Here is a 20,910-nt window from a genome sequence, read left to right as displayed (position 1 = left end):
GACTAAACGAAAAGACCGTAGCTATATATATTCGCGAACAGGAAAAGAATGACATTGCACTCGATAAGCTGAGTGTAAAAGAATATGAAGATCCGTTTTCTGATGGCGGATTTAGAACAAGGTAAAAGCCCGTTGTGACGGGCATTAGTCAAGTAATATAGCACGACCTGAACGAAGTTCAGCGAGCGTCTTTAGACGCCGCTGGAGAGAAACGGCTTATAGCCGGTGTACAAGCCACCCGTTTTCACGGGTGGTTATGACTCTAAACGACCATCTTGACGATAGGCAATATCTGGTTGCCAAGTCCATTTGGCATCGAATTTTTCAAGTAAGTCAAAGCTGGCTTGAGGTCCCATGCTTCCAGCTTTATAGTCATGAAGTGGGGCACCATTTTCAGCCCAGAGCTCTTCGATACGGTCAATCAATTTCCATGACGCACCAACTTCATCCCAGTGGCTAAAGTTAGTTGAGTTGTTATTTAAGACATCATAAATCAATTTCTCGTATGGCTCTGGAGAAGCACCAGTTGCGGTCGCATCTGTACGGTAATCCAGTGAGTTAGGAGCCAAGTTGAATTCTTCTCCTACTTGTTTCCCATTTAGGCTAAGAGAGAATCCTTCTGTTGGTTGGATATAGATGGTCAAAATGTTTGGAGCAAGTGGCTCACCAAAGATAGAGTCCATTTGTTTAAAGACGATGTTGACATGAGTTCCTTTTTCAGTCAGACGTTTACCAGTACGGAAGAAGAAAGGAACACCACGGAATCGATCGCTGTCAACAAAGAAAGCACCAGATGCAAAGGTTTCAGTTGTAGATTCTGGATTCACATTTGGCTCGCTACGATAAGAGATGTATTTCATGCCATCAATCTTACCAGAGCGGTATTGCCCACGGATAAAGTGTTCTTTGAGTTCTTCATCAGTTGGATGATAGAGGTTTTTAAAGACCTTAATCTTCTCAGCACGAATCTCATCTTTTGTGAAGCTTGCTGGCTTGTCCATAGCAAGGAGAGAAAGAAGTTGTAGTGTATGGTTTTGTACCATGTCGCGGAGGGCACCAGATTGGTCATAGTAGCCACCACGTTCTTCTACACCCAAGCGCTCCGCAAAGGTAATTTGAACATTGTCGATAAAGTCCTTGTTCCAAACGTTTTCAAAAATCAAGTTTGCAAAGCGGACTGCAAAGATGCTTTGGATCATTTCCTTACCAAGATAATGGTCAATACGGAAAATTTGTTCTTCGTCAAATGTTGCTAGGAGCTCGTCATTCAACTTGCTTGCAGTTGCGTAATCTGTACCAAATGGTTTTTCAACGATTAAGCGTTCAAAACCTTTACCGTCAACAATGTTTTCAGACTTGAGGTGTTTTGCTATAGTTCCAAAGAACTGAGGCGCCATAGACAAGAAGAAGAGCTTGTTGTGTTCAGCTTGGTACTTGTCATTTAGTTCAGCCTGCAATTGACGCAAAGCAATGTAGTGTTCTGTATCGTTGACATCATGACTTTGATAGTAGAAGTGGCTAGCGAACTCTTGAGCCTGTTCGGTACTATCTGCCAAATCAAGGATCGATTCGACTACAACAGATTCAAAATATTCCTTGCTCCAAGGACGACGGGCAGTTCCAATAACGGCAAAATGTTTGGAAAGATTGCCGGATTTATATAGTCTAAATAGGGAAGGGTAGAGCTTGCGTTTAGCCAGGTCTCCACTCGCACCGAAAATTGTAACAATAACCTTAGATGACATCTAGCTACCTAATTTCTATTTTTATTCCTAGTCTTGCTAGGTATGAGGAAACCTCATTTCATAAACTTAATTCTAACATAATTTTCCGAAAAATCAAAAAATCCAATACGAGGTAGAAAAAAACTGCAAGGAAATCCTTACAGTTTGAGTTTAAACGTTTAAGACCTTGTCCAAGAACTCTTTCAGACGTGGGTGCTGTGGGTTATCAAAGATTTGATCAGGTGTTCCGTCTTCAAGGAATTCACCATCTGCAGTAAAGATAACTCGGTTGGCAACCTGACGAGCAAATCCCATCTCATGGGTTACGATAATCATGGTCATGCCTTGTTTAGCCAAGTCTTTCATAACGTTTAGTACGTCTCCGACCATCTCAGGGTCAAGGGCAGAAGTTGGTTCATCAAAGAGCATGATGTCTGGATTCATTGCAAGTCCACGAGCGATGGCTACACGTTGTTTTTGACCACCTGACAGGCTATCTGGACAGGCCTTAGCCTTATCTGCTAGCCCAACCTTGTCAAGCAACTCCATTCCTAATTTCTCAGCTTCTTCCTTAGTCATCAACTTGTGCTCAATAGGAGCAAAGGTGATGTTGTCCAAAACAGACATATGTGGGAAGAGGTTGAAGTGTTGGAAAACCATTCCGATATTTTCACGTACGTGGTCAACGTTGGTTGTTTTTTCAGTTAAGTCATAACCGTTCACAGTGATGTGACCGCTGGTAACTTCTTCCAAAAGATTTAGGCTACGGAGGAAAGTTGACTTACCAGAACCTGAAGGACCGATGATACAAACAACATCTCCTTCATAGAACTTAGTCGTAATTCCTTTTAAAACCTCATTTTTTCCGTAGCTTTTGTGTAAATCATTTACATCAATTTTTAATTTTGCCATTAACGAATCCTCTTTTCTAAGCGTTTCGCTAGTCTAGTCAAAAGTGTGATAATTACAAGATAGAAGATAGCAAGAATTGCATACATCTTGAAACTTTGGTAGTTACGGGCAATGATAATCTTACCAGTTTGGAAGAGTTCAACCAAACCGATAGCAGATACGATAGTTGTATCTTTAAGAGCGATAACGAATTGGTTAACAAAGTTTGGCAACATCAATTTAGTTGCTTGTGGCAAGATAATCTTACGCATAGTTTTTCCATAAGAGATACCCAAGCTTCGACTGGCTTCCATTTGACCAACTGGAACGGCCTGAATACCACCACGAACGATTTCAGCGATATAAGCGGCTGCATTGAGAGAAAGGGCAATAGTACCAGCTACAAAGTCGTTAATTGGACTTTGTTGGCCTGTAATAGACTCGATGAAGTTTGGAATTCCCCAGAAGATGAAGGCTGCAAGAATCATCAATGGAATACCTCGAATAACGTCAACGAAAATCTCAGAAATCACACGAAGAGATTTATACGGGCTGACACTAAACATACCGAAGATAATCCCGATAACAATAGCAATAGCAAATGAGATAAGAGCTAGAGCAAGAGTGATACCAAGACCGCTAAGGAGTTGTTTGTAGTTGTTTTGAAGCAAGCCCCAGATAGTTGTTTCGTCAACAGTGCTTGTTGAAGCGGTTGATGACTCACTAGCTAGGTATTTATCAAGAATCTTTTGGAATTCTCCGTTTGCTTTAAGGTTTGCAAGTCCGTTGTTGAACATTTCAATCAATTCTGGATTTGCTCCTTTTTTAACGGCAAAAGCTGTTTCACCGATCGGAGTTCCAGCGATTGGTGTTTTCAATTTTTGTCCTTGGCTGATAGAATATTTGAGAACAGGTTCATCATCCATAACGGCATCAATGGCACCAGTGTTTAAACTGTCATACATTGAAGAACCATCAGCGAAGGTTTTGATTTTGTAGCCGTATTTGCTTTGATTTTCTGTTAGGAAGGTTTGAGAAGCGGTTCCGTTTTTAACACCAACTGTCTTCCCTTTCAAATCTTCATAAGAAGCAATGGTACTTGATTCTTTGACACCAAGGATTGTATTAGCAGTGTAGTATGATTCTGAGAAGTCAAAAGTTGCCTTACGAGCATCTGTGACAGACATACCAGCAATGATACCATCAGCTTGTCCAGCTTGAACAGCACTGATAGCGGCATCAAAACCAGGGTTGGTGATTTCAATTTCAAAACCTTGATCTTTAGCGATTGCCTTAATCAATTCCATATCAATACCAGTGTATTGGTTGCTTGAATTTTGGAAAACAAAAGGTGCAAAAGAAGAATCGCTGGCAATGATGTATTTAGCTTTAACAGGAAGGCTTTGAAGCCTGCAAGAGTAGTTGTAGTTGGCACTGCTGAAAGTCCATTTCTTGATGATTTTATCAAGACTACCATCTTTTTTCATTTCAGCTAAGGCTTGGTTAAATTCAGTAACCAGGTGTTCGTATTTGCTTCCTTTTTTAACACCGAAAGCAAAACTTCCTACAGCTTCCCCATCCATTTCAATATGGAGGTTTTGCCCTTGGTTAATGGCATACTCGATAACAGGTTTGTCATCCATCATGGCATCGATGGCACTAGCAGTCAAGCTGTTGTTCATCAAATCACCAGTGTCAAATGTTTTAATAGTAAAACCGTATTTATCCTTGATACTTTCAAGGAAACGTTGAGCGGCTGTTCCGTTTTTAACACCAACAGTTTTTCCTTTTAATTGGTCATATTTACTAATCTTGTGTGACTTAGTAGTTGCAATGACAACTTTTGTATCATAGTAAGTATCAGACATGGTGAAAACTTTTTCACGTTCTTTCGTCTTTGTCATCCCTGCCATGATAGCATCAGCTTGACCAGCTTGAACCGCATTGACCGCTGCGTCAAATCCAGGATAGGACATCTGAATGTTCCATCCTTTAATCTCAGCGACTTTGTTAATAATGTCAACATCAATTCCTTTATAAGTTTGATCTGAATCTTTAAACTCAAAAGGCGCATAGGCGGTATCAGAAACAATCTTAATCGTCTCAGCTTTTGCAATACCTAATGAGAAAATTGGGAATAAAATTAGCAAAAATGCTAGAAATTTTTTCTTCATTTTTAGTCTCCTTTTCCGAATGTTTTCCCATTATATCAGAAAAAGTAAAAAAAGGCAAATTTTTATATTTCTGTGTTAGAAAATATAACATCCATAATTCTTGTTTTGTCTTGAATCACACAACAGAAGTGCTATAATAAAGGTATATCATATAGTAAAAGAGGATAAAGTTATGAAAGACAAAAGAATCTTAAAAGACTTTGAAACTTCTAAAATGAGTTTAAACATTTACACAAGCCCCTTGTTAGCTCTATTTTTCGTCTATATATCTGAGTTCATATCTTCTCTATTTTTTGGCCTTAGTTTTTTAGCATTGATCGGGCTATTTAGCAATCTTGGTATGGGTGGTCAAAGAATTGCAGATTTCCTTCAAATGTTATTTCAGAATTTATCTGATAAAACAAGTGACATCCATTTAATATTTGAATTATTGTCCTTTGGTTTTATCATCTTAACTGTGTTTAGATGGACTAGAAAAGTAGAGAAAAGACCGATTCGAACCTTGGGATTCTATAAAGAAAATTTTTTAAGTGCCTTATTTAAAGGATACGGTCTTGGTCTATCCCTCTTTATACTTGCTTTGGCTGGACTAGTAGCCTTGGGGCAGTATCAATTTGACTCCATTCACTTGGATACTTATTCGCTAGCTTTTACTTTATTTACAATACCTTTTTGGATTTTACAAGGAACGGCAGAAGAATTGGTTACTCGTGCTTGGCTGATTCCACAATTGGCTAAGAGAACTAATCTTAAAGTCGCTATTATCATATCTAGTAGTCTCTTTACCTTACTTCATTTAGGAAATCCAGGCATAACTTTCTTATCTGCAATTGATCTCTTTTTATTCGGAGTTGCCATGTCCCTATATCTTCTTAAAACAGATACTATATGGGGTATAGGTGGTATTCATGGAGCCTGGAATTTCGCACAGGGAAACCTCTTTGGAGTATTAGTTAGTGGTCAGTCTTCAGGAACATCAATCATGAAATTTACTCCACAAGGCAATCAAGACTGGCTATCTGGTGGGTCTTTTGGTATTGAGGGTTCCATCGTGTCCAGTATTATTTTGTTTCTGCTGATTCTTTATCTCGCTTATCAATTAAAGAAAGAAAATGAAAGGATGTGACTTCGGTCCGTCCTTTTCTTCGTGAAAATGCTACAAGTATGCTAAAATAGGAATAGCACATGGAGAGAGGATTCTTATGATTAACCGCATTACAGATAATCAATTTAAACTAGTATCAAAATATCAACCATCAGGAGATCAACCCCAAGCTATCGAGCAGTTGGTTGATAATATCGAGGGTGGAGAAAAAGCTCAGATTCTGATGGGGGCGACCGGAACAGGGAAGACCTATACCATGAGTCAGGTCATTTCCAAAGTCAATAAACCAACTCTGGTCATTGCCCACAATAAAACTCTGGCAGGACAGCTCTATGGGGAGTTTAAAGAATTTTTCCCTGAAAATGCAGTTGAGTACTTCGTATCCTACTATGATTATTACCAGCCAGAGGCCTATGTCCCTTCTAGCGATACCTATATTGAGAAGGATAGTTCTGTCAATGACGAGATTGACAAGCTTCGCCACTCCGCTACTTCGGCCCTTTTGGAGCGTAATGATGTTATTGTCGTGGCCTCAGTCTCTTGTATCTATGGTTTGGGTTCGCCCAAGGAATACGCTGACAGTGTCGTTAGTCTCCGTCCTGGTCTAGAGATTTCTCGTGATAAACTCTTGAATGACTTAGTTGACATCCAGTTTGAGCGAAACGATATTGATTTCCAACGGGGAAGATTTCGTGTGCGTGGGGATGTGGTAGAGATTTTCCCAGCCTCTCGTGATGAGCACGCTTTTCGAGTAGAATTTTTTGGAGACGAAATTGACCGTATTCGTGAGGTTGAGGCTCTGACAGGACAGGTCTTAGGAGAAGTGGATCATTTGGCGATTTTTCCAGCGACACACTTTGTGACCAATGACGACCACATGGAAGTTGCCATTGCTAAAATTCAGGGCGAATTAGAAGAGCAACTAGCTGTCTTTGAAAAGGAAGGCAAACTACTTGAAGCCCAACGTTTGAAACAGCGGACAGAGTATGATATCGAAATGTTGCGTGAGATGGGCTATACCAACGGGGTTGAGAACTATTCACGTCACATGGATGGACGGAGTGAGGGTGAGCCTCCTTATACCCTTCTCGATTTCTTCCCAGATGATTTCTTGATCATGATTGATGAGAGCCACATGACCATGGGACAAATCAAGGGCATGTACAATGGAGACCGTTCGCGTAAAGAAATGCTAGTAAATTATGGTTTTCGTTTGCCGTCTGCTCTGGATAATCGTCCTCTCCGTCGTGAAGAGTTTGAAAGCCATGTCCATCAGATTGTTTACGTTTCAGCGACACCGGGCGACTATGAAAATGAACAGACCGAGACAGTAATTGAGCAAATCATTCGTCCAACGGGACTCTTGGATCCTGAGGTGGAAGTCCGTCCGACTATGGGACAGATTGATGACCTTTTGGGTGAAATCAATGCCCGTGTTGAAAAGAACGAACGAACCTTTATCACAACTTTGACTAAGAAAATGGCAGAAGACTTGACTGACTACTTCAAGGAAATGGGCATCAAGGTCAAGTACATGCACTCGGATATCAAGACTTTGGAACGGACGGAGATCATCCGTGACCTGCGCTTGGGTGTCTTTGACGTCTTGGTTGGAATCAACCTCCTACGTGAAGGGATTGATGTTCCTGAAGTGAGTCTCGTAGCTATTCTCGATGCTGACAAGGAAGGTTTCCTTCGTAACGAACGTGGCCTCATCCAGACTATTGGACGTGCTGCCCGTAACAGTGAAGGCCATGTCATCATGTATGCGGACACTGTGACCCAGTCTATGCAACGTGCCATCGATGAAACTGCCCGTCGTCGCAAAATCCAGATGGCTTATAATGAGGAGCATGGTATTGTGCCACAAACCATTAAGAAAGAAATCCGTGACTTGATTGCCGTAACCAAGACTGTTGCCAAAGAAGAAGACAAGGAAGTTGATATCAATAGTCTTAACAAACAAGAGCGCAAAGAACTGGTCAAGAAACTAGAAAAACAAATGCAAGAAGCCGTCGAAGTGCTTGACTTTGAACTGGCGGCTCAGATCCGTGATATGATGTTGGAAGTCAAGGCCTTGGATTAGGGGAATAGTATGATTTATTTAAGAAAGTTAAAGAGAGAAGATTTGATGTCTTTATAGGAAATGGATTATTCACAACTTAATCCAGTTTGGAAACAGTATGATGCTCCCTATTATGATGATTATCAGTATTTTTCAAATTTTAAAGAATTCGAACTACAAAAATCAGAATCCATTTTAAGCAACTCAAATCGCCTTGGTATTTTTGTTGATGATAAACTAGTTGGGACTGTTTCGCGTTATTGGGTATGTAAAGAAACAAGATGGATGGAATTGGGAATTGGTATTTATGATAAAAAATTCTGGAACACTGGTATTGGGAAAGTTGCTATGTTGCAGTGGATAGATAGGACGTTTCAGGATTACTTGGAGTTGGAGCATCTGGGTTTGACAACTTGGTCAGGAAATCTTGGTATGATGAAACTTGCTGAAAAATTAAGAATGAAAAAAGAAGCTCATATTCCAAAAGTTCGTTATTATCAAGGTAAATATTTTGATAGTATTAAATATGGTATTTTGAGAGAAGACTGGGCGAAAATAAATGACGGTTATTATCAAATCAATGGAAACTCCTGAAGAGATAGAAGGTAAATCCCTTGTTCACTGGCAAACGTGGAGAGAGGCTTATGATGACCTTTTGCCTGCAGAATTTCAGGAGACAATGACATTAGAAAGATGTCGACTCTTTAGTCAAAAGTATCCAGAAAATACATTGATTGCGATAGATGATCTGAAGGTAGTTGGTTTTATCAGTTATGGTAACTTTCGTGATGAGACTATTCAAGCTGGTGAAATTATTGCTTTCTATGTTTTAAAAGACTATTACGGAAAAGGCATAGCACAAAAGTTAATGAAAGCGGCTTTGACTGCTCTTAATCATTTTTCTGAAATTTTCTTATGGGTATTGAAAGATAACAAGCGAGCCATTGCTTTCTATCAAAAAATGGGTTTTACTTTTGATGGACAAGAAAAAATACTTGAACTTGGAAAGCCTATGAAGGAAAAACGGATGGTATTCTATTCTAAATAATTCTCAAAAGTAAAAGCTAATATGGTACCAAGTCTGAAAATTTAATAACTTAGAAAGCGAGTAAATTTATGTCCCGTTCCCAATTAACGATTTTAACAAACATTTGTCTGATTGAAGACTTAGAAACTCAGCGCGTGGTGATGCAGTATCGCTCTCCTGAAACCAATCGCTGGTCTGGTTATGCCTTTCCAGGAGGCCATGTAGAAAATGGCGAGTCTTTCGCGGAGTCTGTCATTCGTGAAATCTACGAAGAAACAGGATTGACTATCCAAAATCCTCAACTGGTCGGTATCAAGAACTGGCCACTAGATACAGGCGGGCGCTACATTGTCGTTTGTTATAAGGCAACTGAGTTCTCTGGTACCCTTCAATCTTCAGAAGAGGGAGAAGTTTCTTGGGTGCAAAAAGACCAGATTCCAAACTTGGATCTGGCCTATGATATGCTACCTTTGATGGAGATGATGGAAGCTCCGGATAAGTCAGAGTTTTTCTACCGCCACCGTACAGAAGACGATTGGGAAAAGAAAATTTTCTAGTCTTTTACTAAATAACCGAGCTGATCCAAGGCCTCCTCGATATAGTGGAGGTCTTGTTGTGTTTCTTGTGTAATAGTAATAATATATTTGGAAAAATATATGTACTATGAAATAAATTTAAAATATTTTTAGAAAAGTATTGACAAATAAAAAGAAAACGTTTACTATAGAATAAGGGAACGGTTCCACAACGTAAGAAGGAGGAGTGATGACTACAATAAAACAGGTTGCTGAAGAAGCTGGAGTATCAAAATCAACGGTTTCAAGATATATATCAAAAAAAGGTTATGTTGGAGATGATGCGAGAGAGAAAATAAAAAATGCGATTAAAAAATTAAATTACACACCAAATGTATTAGCACAATCTTTGAAAACCAAAAAAAACCAAATGGTAGGACTTTTATTGCCAGATATTTCAAATCCCTTCTTCCCAAGATTGGTTCGAGGCGCTGAATCATATTTGAAAGATAAAGGTTATAGAATTATGGTTGGTACGATTTCAGACCAAGAATCTTTGAGTGAATATGTTAACTTACTGTTGAAAACAAATGCTGCTGGCATTATTACTACACATGACTTCACAAAAGAATATCCAGATTTATCATTACCTGTTGTTGTAGTTGACCGAATTAGTAAAGATACAGGTTACGGTGTTTTTTCTGATAATCAGTCAGGTGGTCGTTTGGCTGCTGAAGCAATCTGTAATGCAGGTGCTAAACAAGTTCTGATTATTAAAGTTTTAGATGATAAAGCCGAGAATATCGCGGAACGGTTTGAAGCAAGTTTAAACTATTTGAGGAATAAATCTTTAGAAATTTGTATTGAAGAAAGTGAAACGTTTGACTTTGAAAAAATTCAAAAAGAAGCTAAAGAAAATCTAAAAAGAAATCCAAATATCGATAGTATTATAGCACCTTCTGATATTCATGCGATAGCTTATATTCATGAAATTTTAGCAATTGGTAAAAAAATTCCAGATGATATTCAAATCATTGGTTATGATGATATTGTACTTAGTCAATTTATTTACCCTTCTTTATCAACTATTCACCAATCATCATATAAAATGGGAGAACAGGCTGCAAAGCTAATCTATAATATGGCAAATAAGTTCTCTATAGATGAAGCTAAAATTAAACTACCTGTTAGATACGTAGAAAGAAATACATTAAGGAGAAAGTAATGAGTAAAATTGTTGTTGTTGGAAGTATTTCAATGGACTTAGTTATGAGAACAAAAAGGATTCCAGAAGGAGGTGAAACGATTTTTGGGGATTCGTTTAATATAGTTCCAGGTGGAAAAGGTGCAAATCAAGCTGTAGCTATTGGTAGATTATCCAGTGTAGAAGATAATATTTACATATTTGGAAATGTCGGAGAAGATATTTTTTCAGCAGATTTATTAAGTAATCTGCAAAATAATAATATTTCTACAGAATATGTGGGAACGGTACCACAATATACAGGAGCTGCACAAATTACTTTATATGGAGGTGATAATAGGATTATTTATTATCCTGGAGCGAATAATTTAGTTAAAACAAATGATTGGAAAAATGAGTGGGAATTAATTAGTGATGCAAGTATTGTTGTATTACAGAATGAAATACCACATGAAGCCAACCTATCTATAGCTAAATTTTGTCAAGAAAATCAAGTTAAGGTACTTTACAATCCTGCACCAGCTAGAGAAACAGACATAGAGATGATTCCTTTTTGTGATTTTATGACTCCTAATGAGCATGAATGTTCAGAGCTTTTTCCAGATAAGAAATTAGAAGAAATTATTAAAATTTATCCTAATAAAATGATTGTGACATTAGGAGTTGAAGGTTCTATTTATTATGATGGGACAGTAGTTCAGAAGATTCCTGCTATAAAAGCAGAAGTAGTTGATACTACAGGAGCAGGAGATACGTTTAATGGTGCTTTTGCTTATGCTATCTCAAAAGGAAAAGAGATGAATGTTGCATTGTCCTTTGCAACGATTGCTTCACATCTTTCTGTTCAAAGATTTGGAGCGCAAGGAGGCATGCCGAGTTTGAAAGAAATAAAGGAGCATTCAGGATATGAAGAAATATGGGATTTTAAATAGTAATATAGCAAAACTAGCTGATGATTTAGGTCATATGGATTTGGTTTGTATCGGAGATTTAGGATTGCCAGTTCCAAAAGGTGTTGACAAAATTGATTTAGCATTAAGAAAAGGTAGTCCAAGTTTTTTAGAAGTTTTAAAAGAATATTCAGATCATGTACTTATTGAAAAAATTTTCTTAGCAGAAGAAATTAAGGAAAAAAACAAAGAACAGTGGCAAGCAGTTCTAGATCTTTTAGGATCGAATATAATTATTGAATATATTAGTCATGAAGAATTGAAAGCTATGAATACTAAAGTTAAGGCAGTTATTCGCACTGGAGAAGATACACCATATTCGAATATAATCTTGCAATCAGGAGTTATTATTTAGAGGGGGGTTACCTATGAAAATTGAAATGAAGAACATTTCAAAATCTTTTGGGAATAATCGTGTTTTAGAAAGTATTGATTTGGTTCTTAATTCAGGAGAAGTTCATGCTTTAATGGGAGAGAATGGTGCAGGCAAATCAACCTTAATGAATATTTTAACTGGACTTTTTCCAGCTACTTCAGGAACTATTTTTATTGATGGAAAAGAAAAAACATTTTCTAATCCTCAAGAGGCAGAACGGTTTGGACTGAGTTTTATTCATCAGGAAATGAATACTTGGCCAGATATGACTGTACTTGATAATCTTTTTTTAGGAAGAGAAATAAAAAATTCGATTGGGTTTTTAGATAAAGCTAGTATGGAAAGGAAAGCTAAAGAAGCATTTAAACGTCTTAATATCTCTATTCCTCTTGATGCAATCATTGGTCAATTATCAGTCGGACAACAACAAATGATAGAAATAGCAAAATGTTTATTATCAGAAGTTTCCTTGTTAATTATGGATGAACCCACAGCAGCTTTAACTGATCGTGAAACTGAAACACTTTTTAAAGTGATAGAAGGATTAAAATCTGATGGTGTAGGTATTGTGTATATTTCACATCGGATGGAAGAAATCTTTAAGATTACAGATCTTATAACTGTTATGAGGGATGGGTTTGTAATTGATACCAAGAAAACGAAGTTAACTAATGCGGATGAATTAGTTCAGAAGATGGTAGGCCGTGAATTAGAAGATTATTATCCAGAAAAAAAGGCTGAGATTGGGAATATTGTTTTTCAAGCTAAGAATCTTTCTGGTGATGCTTTTACGGATATTTCTTTCTATGTACGTCAAGGGGAAATTCTTGGTTTTTCTGGTTTGATGGGTGCTGGTCGTACTGAAATAATGCGAGCAATTTTTGGAATTGATTCTTTAAAATCTGGTCAAATTATAATAAACGAAGAACAACTGATAATTAAAAATCCTTTTGAAGCAATTAAGCATGGAATTGGTTTCTTAACAGAAGATCGTAAAGATGAGGGATTGATTTTAGATTTTTCTATTAAAGATAATATGACTTTACCTAGTACTCGTGATTTTGTTAAAAATGGTATTTTTGATAATAAAACAAGTGATATATTTGTACAACGTTTAATTGATAGGCTACGAATTAAATCAGGTTATCCAGATAAGGAAGTTGGAACACTTTCTGGTGGTAATCAACAGAAAGTAGTTTTAGCAAAATGGATAGGTATTGCACCAAAAGTACTGATTTTAGATGAGCCAACTCGTGGGGTAGATGTTGGAGCTAAGCGTGAAATTTACCAATTAATGAATGAATTGGCTGAACGAGGTGTGCCGATTATTATGGTATCTTCAGATTTACCAGAAGTGATCGGAGTCAGTGATCGCATTATGGTCATGCATGAAGGTAGAATTAGTGGGGAATTAACACGTCGAGAAGCTACACAAGAAAAAGTTATGCAACTAGCTACAGGAGGACAATAGTGTGAAAAATACTATGAAGTATATGTCAGAATTGACAACAGTAATAGCATTGATAATTTTAATGGCTGTCATCACTATTATCAATTCAAATTTTTTAACAGCAAATAATCTGTTAAATTTACTATTGCAAGTAACATCAAATGCACTGATCGCTTTTGGAATGACCTTTGTTATTCTAACAGGTGGAATTGATTTATCAGTTGGATCAATTTTAGCCTTATCCAGTGCGCTAACCGCTGGCCTATTAGGATCTGGAATGCCTGTTACGTTAGCAATTCTCATCTCTTTAATTTTGGGTTGCATTCTGGGGATGATGAATGGTTTATTGATTTCCTACGGGAAATTAGCTCCATTTATCGTCACTTTAGCAACTATGACTATTTTTAGAGGCGCAACACTTGTTTATACAAATGGGAATCCTATTACAAAAGGATTAAGTGATACATTCTTATTTCAATTTTTGGGGCAAGGTTACATAGTCGGAATTCCATTTCCTGTAATTATTATGTTTATTGTATTTATTGTTTTATATGTTTTACTTCATAAAACAGCATTTGGTAAATCTGTGTATGCTATAGGGGGGAATGAAAAAGCAGCATATATATCAGGTGTGAAACTAAATAAAGTGAAAATTATCATTTATTCAATTTCAGGTATGATGGCTTCAATTTCTGGATTGATTATAACATCACGCTTAAGTTCTGCTCAACCAACAGCAGGTGCTAGTTATGAAATGGATGCTATTGCAGCTGTTGTTCTTGGGGGAACTTCATTATCAGGAGGTAAAGGTCGTATACTGGGAACTCTAATAGGTGCTTTAATTATTGGAGTTTTGAATAATGGACTTAATATTATTGGTGTTTCAGCATTTTGGCAGCAAGTAGTAAAAGGAGTTGTAATTTTAATTGCTGTTCTGATTGATCGTTTTAAAGTTGTAAAACAGTAGAATCATTTTCAATTTTTTTGGAAATAGTAACAATTTATTAGATGACGAACAATAGTCGGGATGGAAACTATCCCTATAGATATATATTACGAGGAGTAATAACATGAAAATTATTAAAAAAATTAGCATTTTTGCTTTGTTTGTAACATTTATTTTTGCTTTAGTAGCTTGTGGAAAAACTGGTTTAGGAAATTCATCAAATGATAATAAATCTACGATTCAAAAGTCGGCAAAAGAATTAAAATTAGGAGTTTCTATTTCGACTACTAACAATCCCTATTTTGTAGCTATGAAAGATGGTCTTGAAAAAGCCGCAAGAGAAAAAGAAGTAACTTTGAAGATAGCAGATGCACAAGATGATGCTGCTAGACAAGCAGATGATATTCAAAATTTTATTAGTCAAAATGTAGATGCTTTACTAATTAATCCAGTTGATTCTGATGCAATTGTAACATCTATTAAAGCTGCTAATAATGCAAATATTCCAGTAATCTTAATTGACCGCGGTAGTAATGGCGGTGAAGTCTTGACAACTGTTGCTTCTGATAACGTAGAAGCAGGTAAAATGGCTGCAGAATTTATTACCAAGCAATTGGGAGAAAAAGCAAAAACTTTTGAATTATCAGGAGTCCCTGGCGCTTCTGCAACTGTAGATAGAGGTAAAGGATTTGAACAAATTTCAAAGACAAATTTAGATGTTCTTTCTAGTCAATCCGCTAATTTTGATCGCGCAAAAGCTTTGAATACAGCGCAAAATATGATTCAAGGAAACAAAGAAGTACAAGCAATCTTTGCACAGAATGATGAGATGGCGTTAGGAGCTGCACAAGCAGTAAAAGCAGCTGGCCTTAGCAATGTATTAATTGTTGGTATTGATGGTCAACCAGATGCACATGACGCTATTTCAAAAGGTGATATTACTGCCACTATTGCTCAGCAACCAGCTAAGATGGGTGAAATTGCTATTCAATCAGCAATCGATCATTATCAAGGGAAAAAACTGGAAAAAGAAACAGTTTCTCCAATTTATCTTGTGACTAAGGATAATGTTGATCAACATAACTGGTGATATATTTTTAGTAAGTAGGTGGTTGTTAATTTTCATTCAATGTAGTTTTTAAATATCATTGTTACTAATTGAGTTATTGGGTGCAAAAAGACCAGATTCCAAACTTGGATCTGGCCTATGATATATTGCCTTTAATGGAGATGATGGAAGCTCCGGACAAGTCGGAGTTTTTCTACCGTCATCGTACAGAAGATGATTGGGAAAAGAAAATTTTCTAGTCTTTTACTAAATAACCTAGCTGATTTAAGGCCTCCTCGATATAGTGGAGGTCTTGTTGTGTCTCGGCTTCAACTAGGTGATAATGAATACCATCTGTTAACTCAGAAATTGGCTTAAAGTCAGAACGTTCAACTTGTTCTAGAAAATGTTGCACGTCGCGGCGACAGGTCAGTTTTAGTAAGGTTTCAATCTCTCCATAAACAGGATGATCAATCAAGATATTTTGAACGCGACCACCATTATCTACGATAGCAAGTAATTCTCGTCCAATTTCTTCAACTTCATGCTTGACCTTAAATAATTTGTGATGATAAGTATTTGCATTAGCATCTTTATAGATATAACCACGATTGGTAGATAGAATTGGAGCTCCATCAGCTCTTAAAATTGCAATATCTTGAACAATAACTTGTCGAGTGACATGAAAGTGCTCAGCTAATCTTTGGCCATTGAGGGCTTTAGGAGCTTCTTTCAAGAGTTGGAGCAGGGCTTGTTTGCGATCTTTTGTCATAGTTCTTCCTTTTAACGGCGTTTTCGAAGCACTTTATAGACAGCTAGTGCTAATGTATAGTCTACCATACTATGGATAATTGTACCAAATCCAACTAGTACAAATAGAACATAAAACATATTTTCTACATTGGTACCAGAAGTTGCGTAAAAAACGACACAGGCCAATACTTCAGCAAGGGCATGGACAAGCGCTAAAACAAAGTTGAAAATCCAGGAAGCTTTTGGTTTATCTAGGGTATCGGGGAATTTTTGTAGGTAAAGAGCCCCCAAAGTCCCAAAAAAGATATGGGAAAAAGCTCGAAATACGATAACCATGGGATAGCCAGCCATCAAAAATCCAAAACTAGAGGCTAGGATGACAAAAACAGCCATTAAGGGCGACAAGAACATAGCGATAAAAATAGCGATGTGGCTTCCCAAAGTGTAAGAAGCAGGTGGAATGACGATCTTGAAAGGCATAACAATTGGAATCAAAATTGCGATAGCCGTTAAGAGGGCAGTCATGGTCATAAATTGTGTTTTTTTCCGTGTATTCATAAGAATCTCCTTTTTAGCTGTATATACACTAGTATAGTACAATAAACCAGACAATAAAGCAAGGATTTACTTGGGTTTATAGATCATTTTTTAGTTAAAAGTTAGTAAAGATTTCACTAAAAAGAAACTGTATAGAGCAAAATCTCCACCTTCAAGCTTGAAAGTGGAGATGTTTTTATTTTTTCAAAGTCTGTAGTCTTGGAACAATGGCTAGGGTTAGAACTGCGGAAATGACTAATTCAGCAATCGAATTTGTTGAGATAACGGTTGCAAGGAGTTTTTGGATATTACCATCAAAGACATTTCCAAAAAGGTAAAAAATTCCACCAAGGACAAAGACTGTATTAGTAAGTGAACCAAGGGCGCCAGCTAGAATCAGACCGGTTTTATTTTTCATCAGTTTATAGACCAGATAAGGAGTTAAACCAATCAAAATACGTGGAACGATGGCAATGATAGCTGAGTAGATGTTTCCGTTTGGTACAAATGGGGAGAAGAGGTAGCTTGTCGGTAGAATCGTAATTGTATTAACCGTCAAACTAAGTAGCCCCATCAAAAATCCAAGTGTAACTCCAACGCGTGGACCGTAAATAATGCTGGCAATAATGACAGGAATATGAACGATGGTCGGTTTGATTGGGAATGGAAAAAGGTTAAAGATAAGTGAGCTCAGAAAGTGTATCACGAGCATGGTTGCAAAAAAGATAGCAATGGGTGCAATATTAGAGCGTTTTTTCATCGAGAGTTTCCTTTATTCTTTCTAAAATAATTGTGAGGTCGGCTAAAGCTCCTCGTCCATGGTCGCCACAAGCTAGTAGGGATTCCTTAGGAGCAATCAGCTGATAGCCGTAGGCTTCTAATGTTTTCAGATTAGCCTGAGTTGCTGGATGGTCATACATTTTTGTATTCATAGCTGGTGCGATGAGTTTGGGAATATGACTGGGCAGGGCTAGAGCTGTACAGGTTACCATGTTATCCGCAAAGCCGTGGGCTAGTTTTGCAATAGTGTTAGCAGTTGCAGGGGCCACGATAAATAAATCCGCCTTTTTTCCAAGTTCGATATGATTGACCTGATCAGGATAGGGTTCCTTCATGACATCCAAGTGGACAGGATTCTGTGAGAGTACCTGTAGTGTCAAAGGTTGGATAAACTCTGTAGCAGCCTGAGTCATTAAGACAGTGACTTGATGGCCTTGTTTTTTAAGAGAACTGACTAAATCTGCCGACTTATAAGAGGCGATTGAACCCGTTACAGCCAAGAGAATGTTTGCCATAGTTTTCCTTTCTAAGAATGATAGGCTTGAATTTTTTCAAGGAGGAGTTCTGCAATTTCTTCTTTAGTCTGGACTGTTTGAAGCTGATTTTTCTCAACAAATATAGCTCGGTGCTGACCTGCTGAAATTTGAGTCAGGTCATTCGCGATGATTAAATCTGCTTGATTCTTGATAAGACTTTTTCGTGCAATGTCAACCAGATGATCTTCGGTAACATCAACCAGCAGTTTGAAACCAATCAGATGAATAGTAGGATTCCATTCCTTGACTAGGGATATGATTTTGGGTGTCTTTTTAAGGAACAAAACCTGAACCTCATCAGTTGAAGAAATCTTGGCCTGATGATTCTGCTTGCTTAAAAATTCTTTTAGATTGGAGCTAGCCTGAACTTCCTCAAGCCCTGTCATATAAACAGGAGTGTAATCGGACACAGCCATTGAGTGAATCAAGACCTGATAGTCCTTGACACGTTCTTGCATTTCTAGTAGAAGGTCCTTGGTATTGGTAATTTCTCGAATGCTTAGGTTGGGATGGGCTTCTGGCTTCACGGCTCGTTTTGTTGTTATCAAACAAACTTCATGCCCTGCAGCAAGCAAGGTTTCTGTGATGATTTTGCCCAAGCGTCCTGTGGAATGGTTAGTGATAGAGCGGACGCTATCGATAGCTTCACTGGTACCGCCCGATGTAACTAAAATTTTCATAGCACTATTGTACACAAAAATAAACGGTAAGTAAAATGAAAGTGATAAATTTTTGGTAGAAACGAATATTTACTATAGTTTCAAACTATAAAGCCATATAAAATTTAAGAAAGGGCTCTAAAAATCTTAAAAAAATGGATATTTACGAACGTTTAGAGAGTTTGAGGATGTTAAAAATCTTGTTTTGTGATATAATGAATTATCATATAAGAGGTTAGAGGAGTTTTGAATGAAAACAGATATTGAAATCGCACAGAGTATTGAGTTGAAGCCAATCGTTGATGTTGTAGAGAAACTTGGTATTTCTTACGAAGATTTAGAGTTGTATGGAAAGTACAAGGCTAAGCTCAGCTTTGATAAAATTCGTGCAGTTGAGAGCAATCCAGTTGGGAAATTGATTTTGGTTACTGCCATCAACCCAACACCTGCAGGTGAAGGAAAATCAACTATTACCATTGGTCTTGCGGATGCCTTGAACAAGATTGGCAAGAAAACCATGATTGCTATTCGCGAACCATCTCTTGGTCCAGTAATGGGAATTAAGGGTGGTGCCGCTGGTGGTGGTTATGCTCAAGTTTTGCCAATGGAAGACATCAACCTTCATTTTACTGGAGATATGCATGCCATTACGACTGCCAACAATGCTCTTTCTGCCTTGATTGACAACCACTTACATCAAGGGAATGAGTTGGGAATTGACCAACGTCGTATCCTCTGGAAACGCGTTGTGGACTTGAATGATCGCGCCCTTCGTCATGTAACTGTTGGACTTGGTGGCCCTCTAAACGGTATTCCACGTGAGGATGGATTTGACATTACAGTTGCTTCCGAAATCATGGCAATTCTTTGCTTGGCAACGGACATCGAGGACTTGAAACGTCGTTTGTCCAATATTGTTATCGGTTATCGTTACGACCGTACACCAGTTTCTGTTGGCGATTTGAAGGTTGAGGGTGCCTTGGCTTTGATTTTGAAGGATGCGATTAAGCCGAACCTGGTTCAGACAATTTACGGAACACCTGCCTTTGTACACGGTGGTCCATTTGCCAATATCGCTCACGGATGTAACTCTGTCTTGGCAACAAGCACAGCCCTTCACTTGGCTGATTACACAGTTACTGAAGCTGGTTTTGGTGCAGACCTTGGTGCTGAGAAATTCCTTGATATCAAGACACCAAACTTGCCAACTTCTCCAGATGCAGTAGTTATTGTAGCAACTCTTCGTGCCCTTAAGATGAATGGTGGTGTGGCTAAAGACGCTCTGACTGAAGAAAATGTAGAGGCAGTTAGAGCAGGTTTTGCCAACTTGAAACGCCATGTTGAGAACATCCGTAAGTTCGGTATTCCAGCAGTCGTAGCTATCAACGAATTTGTATCTGATACAGAAGCTGAAATCGCAGCCTTGAAAGAACTTTGTGCTTCTATTGATGTGCCAGTTGAACTAGCAAGTGTCTGGGCTGATGGTGCAGAAGGTGGAGTAGCACTTGCTGAAGCGGTTGTCAAGACTATCGCTGAAAATCCAGCTAACTATAAACGTTTGTATGACAATGACCTTTCTGTTCAAGAAAAGATTGAAAAGATTGTTACTGAAATCTACCGTGGTAGCAAAGTAAACTTTGAGAAGAAAGCTCAAACACAAATTGCTCAAATCGTTCAAAACGGTTGGGACAAATTGCCAATCTGTATGGCAAAAACTCAATATAGTTTTTCAGATAATCCAAATGTACTTGGAGCACCTGAAAACTTTGAAATTACCATTCGCGAATTGGTGCCAAAATTAGGTGCAGGCTTTATCGTTGCCTTAACTGGTGATGTCATGACCATGCCAGGACTTCCAAAACGACCAGCTGCTCTCAACATGGATGTTGAAAGCGATGGAACTGTACTAGGCTTGTTCTAGTGGATTGAAATTGACTTTGAGAGACTGGGTAAAAACTCAATTTCAGGAGAAAATGAAGTAAATTTTCCCATAATAGAGCGCATAATATCAAGGTTTTTCAACACCGGATATTATGCGTTTTTTGAGTTTAAATATTTTTGCCCTACCTATTTCTTATTTGCTGCAAGCAGTTCATCAATAAAATTTAGTCCTCTTTCCCTTGGGAAGAGGCTTTTTATACTCAATGAAAATTAAAGAGCAAACTAGGAA

20 protein-coding genes and 3 pseudogenes are annotated in these 20,910 nt (G+C 37.8%); 14 read left to right on the top strand and 9 right to left on the bottom strand.

From position 1 onward, the window contains the following. Positions 1 to 125, top strand: a pseudogene (locus HT691_RS07610) (IS200/IS605 family transposase); the annotation flags it as partial. Positions 126 to 254: 129 nt separating this feature from the next. On the opposite strand, the gene zwf reads toward HT691_RS07610, so the two are convergent. The 3 genes from zwf to HT691_RS07595 all read right to left on the bottom strand — a co-directional run bounded on the left by zwf (position 255) and on the right by HT691_RS07595 (position 4,789). Further along, positions 255 to 1,745, bottom strand: coding sequence for a glucose-6-phosphate dehydrogenase (gene zwf, locus HT691_RS07605; protein WP_172923347.1), 1,491 nt, complete (start codon positions 1,743 to 1,745; stop codon positions 255 to 257). A 150-nt stretch (positions 1,746 to 1,895) separates the two neighbouring features. Continuing rightward, positions 1,896 to 2,636 carry an amino acid ABC transporter ATP-binding protein gene (locus tag HT691_RS07600; RefSeq protein WP_001096326.1) on the bottom strand — a complete coding sequence of 247 codons (741 nt, stop codon included), beginning with the start codon at positions 2,634 to 2,636 and terminating at the stop codon, positions 1,896 to 1,898. Next, complete coding sequence (locus tag HT691_RS07595; protein WP_172925319.1) at positions 2,636 to 4,789, bottom strand: ABC transporter substrate-binding protein/permease; 2,154 nt, start codon at positions 4,787 to 4,789, stop codon at positions 2,636 to 2,638. Before HT691_RS07595 ends, HT691_RS07600 begins: the two co-directional genes overlap by 1 nt. Positions 4,790 to 4,961: 172 nt before the next feature. Between HT691_RS07595 and HT691_RS07590 the strand changes: the two genes are divergently transcribed. The 5 genes from HT691_RS07590 to HT691_RS07570 all read left to right on the top strand — a co-directional run bounded on the left by HT691_RS07590 (position 4,962) and on the right by HT691_RS07570 (position 9,543). Beyond that, a complete protein-coding gene (locus tag HT691_RS07590; RefSeq protein ID WP_023940195.1) occupies positions 4,962 to 5,915 on the top strand; it encodes a CPBP family intramembrane glutamic endopeptidase in 954 nt (317 codons plus the stop codon). Positions 5,916 to 5,991: 76 nt separating this feature from the next. Then, positions 5,992 to 7,980, top strand: a complete 1,989-nt coding sequence (uvrB, locus tag HT691_RS07585) for an excinuclease ABC subunit UvrB (protein WP_000610430.1) — start codon at positions 5,992 to 5,994, stop codon at positions 7,978 to 7,980. 60 nt (positions 7,981 to 8,040) lie between these two features. Next, positions 8,041 to 8,553, top strand: a complete 513-nt coding sequence (locus tag HT691_RS07580; protein ID WP_000386636.1) for a GNAT family protein — start codon at positions 8,041 to 8,043, stop codon at positions 8,551 to 8,553. Then, positions 8,519 to 9,007, top strand: coding sequence for a GNAT family N-acetyltransferase (locus HT691_RS07575; RefSeq protein WP_000216015.1), 489 nt, complete (start codon positions 8,519 to 8,521; stop codon positions 9,005 to 9,007). Before HT691_RS07580 ends, HT691_RS07575 begins: the two co-directional genes overlap by 35 nt. Before the next feature lie 68 nt (positions 9,008 to 9,075). Then, positions 9,076 to 9,543, top strand: coding sequence for an 8-oxo-dGTP diphosphatase (locus HT691_RS07570; RefSeq protein WP_000091552.1), 468 nt, complete (start codon positions 9,076 to 9,078; stop codon positions 9,541 to 9,543). On the opposite strand, the pseudogene HT691_RS07565 reads toward HT691_RS07570, so the two are convergent. Next, positions 9,540 to 9,608, bottom strand: a pseudogene (locus HT691_RS07565) (DNA-binding transcriptional regulator); the annotation flags it as partial. The gene HT691_RS07570 and the pseudogene HT691_RS07565 sit on opposite strands and share 4 nt — an antisense overlap. Positions 9,609 to 9,751: 143 nt before the next feature. Here HT691_RS07565 and HT691_RS07560 point away from each other — a divergent pair. From HT691_RS07560 to HT691_RS07530, 7 genes and pseudogenes are all read left to right on the top strand, one after another. Then, positions 9,752 to 10,726 (top strand): LacI family DNA-binding transcriptional regulator, encoded by a 975-nt coding sequence (locus tag HT691_RS07560; protein WP_000207600.1) that lies wholly within the window; start codon positions 9,752 to 9,754, stop codon positions 10,724 to 10,726. Then, positions 10,726 to 11,637 carry a ribokinase gene (rbsK, locus tag HT691_RS07555; RefSeq protein ID WP_000036809.1) on the top strand — a complete coding sequence of 304 codons (912 nt, stop codon included), beginning with the start codon at positions 10,726 to 10,728 and terminating at the stop codon, positions 11,635 to 11,637. The genes HT691_RS07560 and rbsK overlap by 1 nt, the downstream gene beginning before the upstream one ends. Then, positions 11,612 to 12,010, top strand: coding sequence for a D-ribose pyranase (gene rbsD, locus HT691_RS07550; protein WP_000759835.1), 399 nt, complete (start codon positions 11,612 to 11,614; stop codon positions 12,008 to 12,010). Before rbsK ends, rbsD begins: the two co-directional genes overlap by 26 nt. 13 nt (positions 12,011 to 12,023) lie before the next feature. Next, positions 12,024 to 13,502, top strand: coding sequence for a sugar ABC transporter ATP-binding protein (locus HT691_RS07545; RefSeq protein WP_000687782.1), 1,479 nt, complete (start codon positions 12,024 to 12,026; stop codon positions 13,500 to 13,502). Position 13,503: 1 nt separating this feature from the next. Next, positions 13,504 to 14,448: a ribose ABC transporter permease gene (rbsC, locus tag HT691_RS07540; protein WP_023938584.1), complete on the top strand. Its 945-nt coding sequence runs from the start codon at positions 13,504 to 13,506 to the stop codon at positions 14,446 to 14,448. A gap of 103 nt (positions 14,449 to 14,551) precedes the next feature. Next, on the top strand, positions 14,552 to 15,517 hold the full coding sequence (locus HT691_RS07535) for a substrate-binding domain-containing protein (RefSeq protein WP_054392844.1): 966 nt from the start codon (positions 14,552 to 14,554) through the stop codon (positions 15,515 to 15,517). 77 nt (positions 15,518 to 15,594) lie between these two features. Further along, a pseudogene (locus HT691_RS07530) lies at positions 15,595 to 15,735 on the top strand (NUDIX hydrolase); the annotation flags it as partial. Here the strand turns inward: HT691_RS07530 and HT691_RS07525 are convergent. The 5 genes from HT691_RS07525 to coaB all read right to left on the bottom strand — a co-directional run bounded on the left by HT691_RS07525 (position 15,732) and on the right by coaB (position 18,761). Beyond that, positions 15,732 to 16,247: a transcription repressor NadR gene (locus tag HT691_RS07525; protein WP_054392845.1), complete on the bottom strand. Its 516-nt coding sequence runs from the start codon at positions 16,245 to 16,247 to the stop codon at positions 15,732 to 15,734. The pseudogene HT691_RS07530 and the gene HT691_RS07525 sit on opposite strands and share 4 nt — an antisense overlap. Before the next feature lie 11 nt (positions 16,248 to 16,258). Beyond that, positions 16,259 to 16,786 (bottom strand): ECF transporter S component, encoded by a 528-nt coding sequence (locus HT691_RS07520; RefSeq protein WP_001097393.1) that lies wholly within the window; start codon positions 16,784 to 16,786, stop codon positions 16,259 to 16,261. A 175-nt stretch (positions 16,787 to 16,961) separates the two neighbouring features. Continuing rightward, entirely contained in the window at positions 16,962 to 17,525 is a 564-nt protein-coding gene (locus HT691_RS07515) for an ECF transporter S component (RefSeq protein ID WP_000747412.1), read from the bottom strand. Then, positions 17,509 to 18,060, bottom strand: coding sequence for a phosphopantothenoylcysteine decarboxylase (coaC, locus tag HT691_RS07510; RefSeq protein ID WP_001284126.1), 552 nt, complete (start codon positions 18,058 to 18,060; stop codon positions 17,509 to 17,511). Before coaC ends, HT691_RS07515 begins: the two co-directional genes overlap by 17 nt. An 11-nt stretch (positions 18,061 to 18,071) precedes the next feature. After that, on the bottom strand, positions 18,072 to 18,761 hold the full coding sequence (gene coaB / locus HT691_RS07505) for a phosphopantothenate--cysteine ligase (protein WP_000699519.1): 690 nt from the start codon (positions 18,759 to 18,761) through the stop codon (positions 18,072 to 18,074). Positions 18,762 to 18,990: 229 nt separating this feature from the next. Here coaB and HT691_RS07500 point away from each other — a divergent pair, with 229 nt between their 5' ends. Then, the gene (locus HT691_RS07500; protein WP_054392846.1) at positions 18,991 to 20,661 is read left to right on the top strand and encodes a formate--tetrahydrofolate ligase; all 1,671 of its coding nucleotides are present in this window, start codon (positions 18,991 to 18,993) and stop codon (positions 20,659 to 20,661) included. The last annotated feature ends 249 nt before the right edge of the window (positions 20,662 to 20,910 follow it).

It is taken from the genome of Streptococcus sp. 477, assembly GCF_013277295.1.
Classification (GTDB): domain Bacteria; phylum Bacillota; class Bacilli; order Lactobacillales; family Streptococcaceae; genus Streptococcus; species Streptococcus pseudopneumoniae.
The sequence above is the reverse complement of the archived record's forward strand: the minus strand, read 5'-3'. Positions and strand labels throughout refer to the sequence as shown.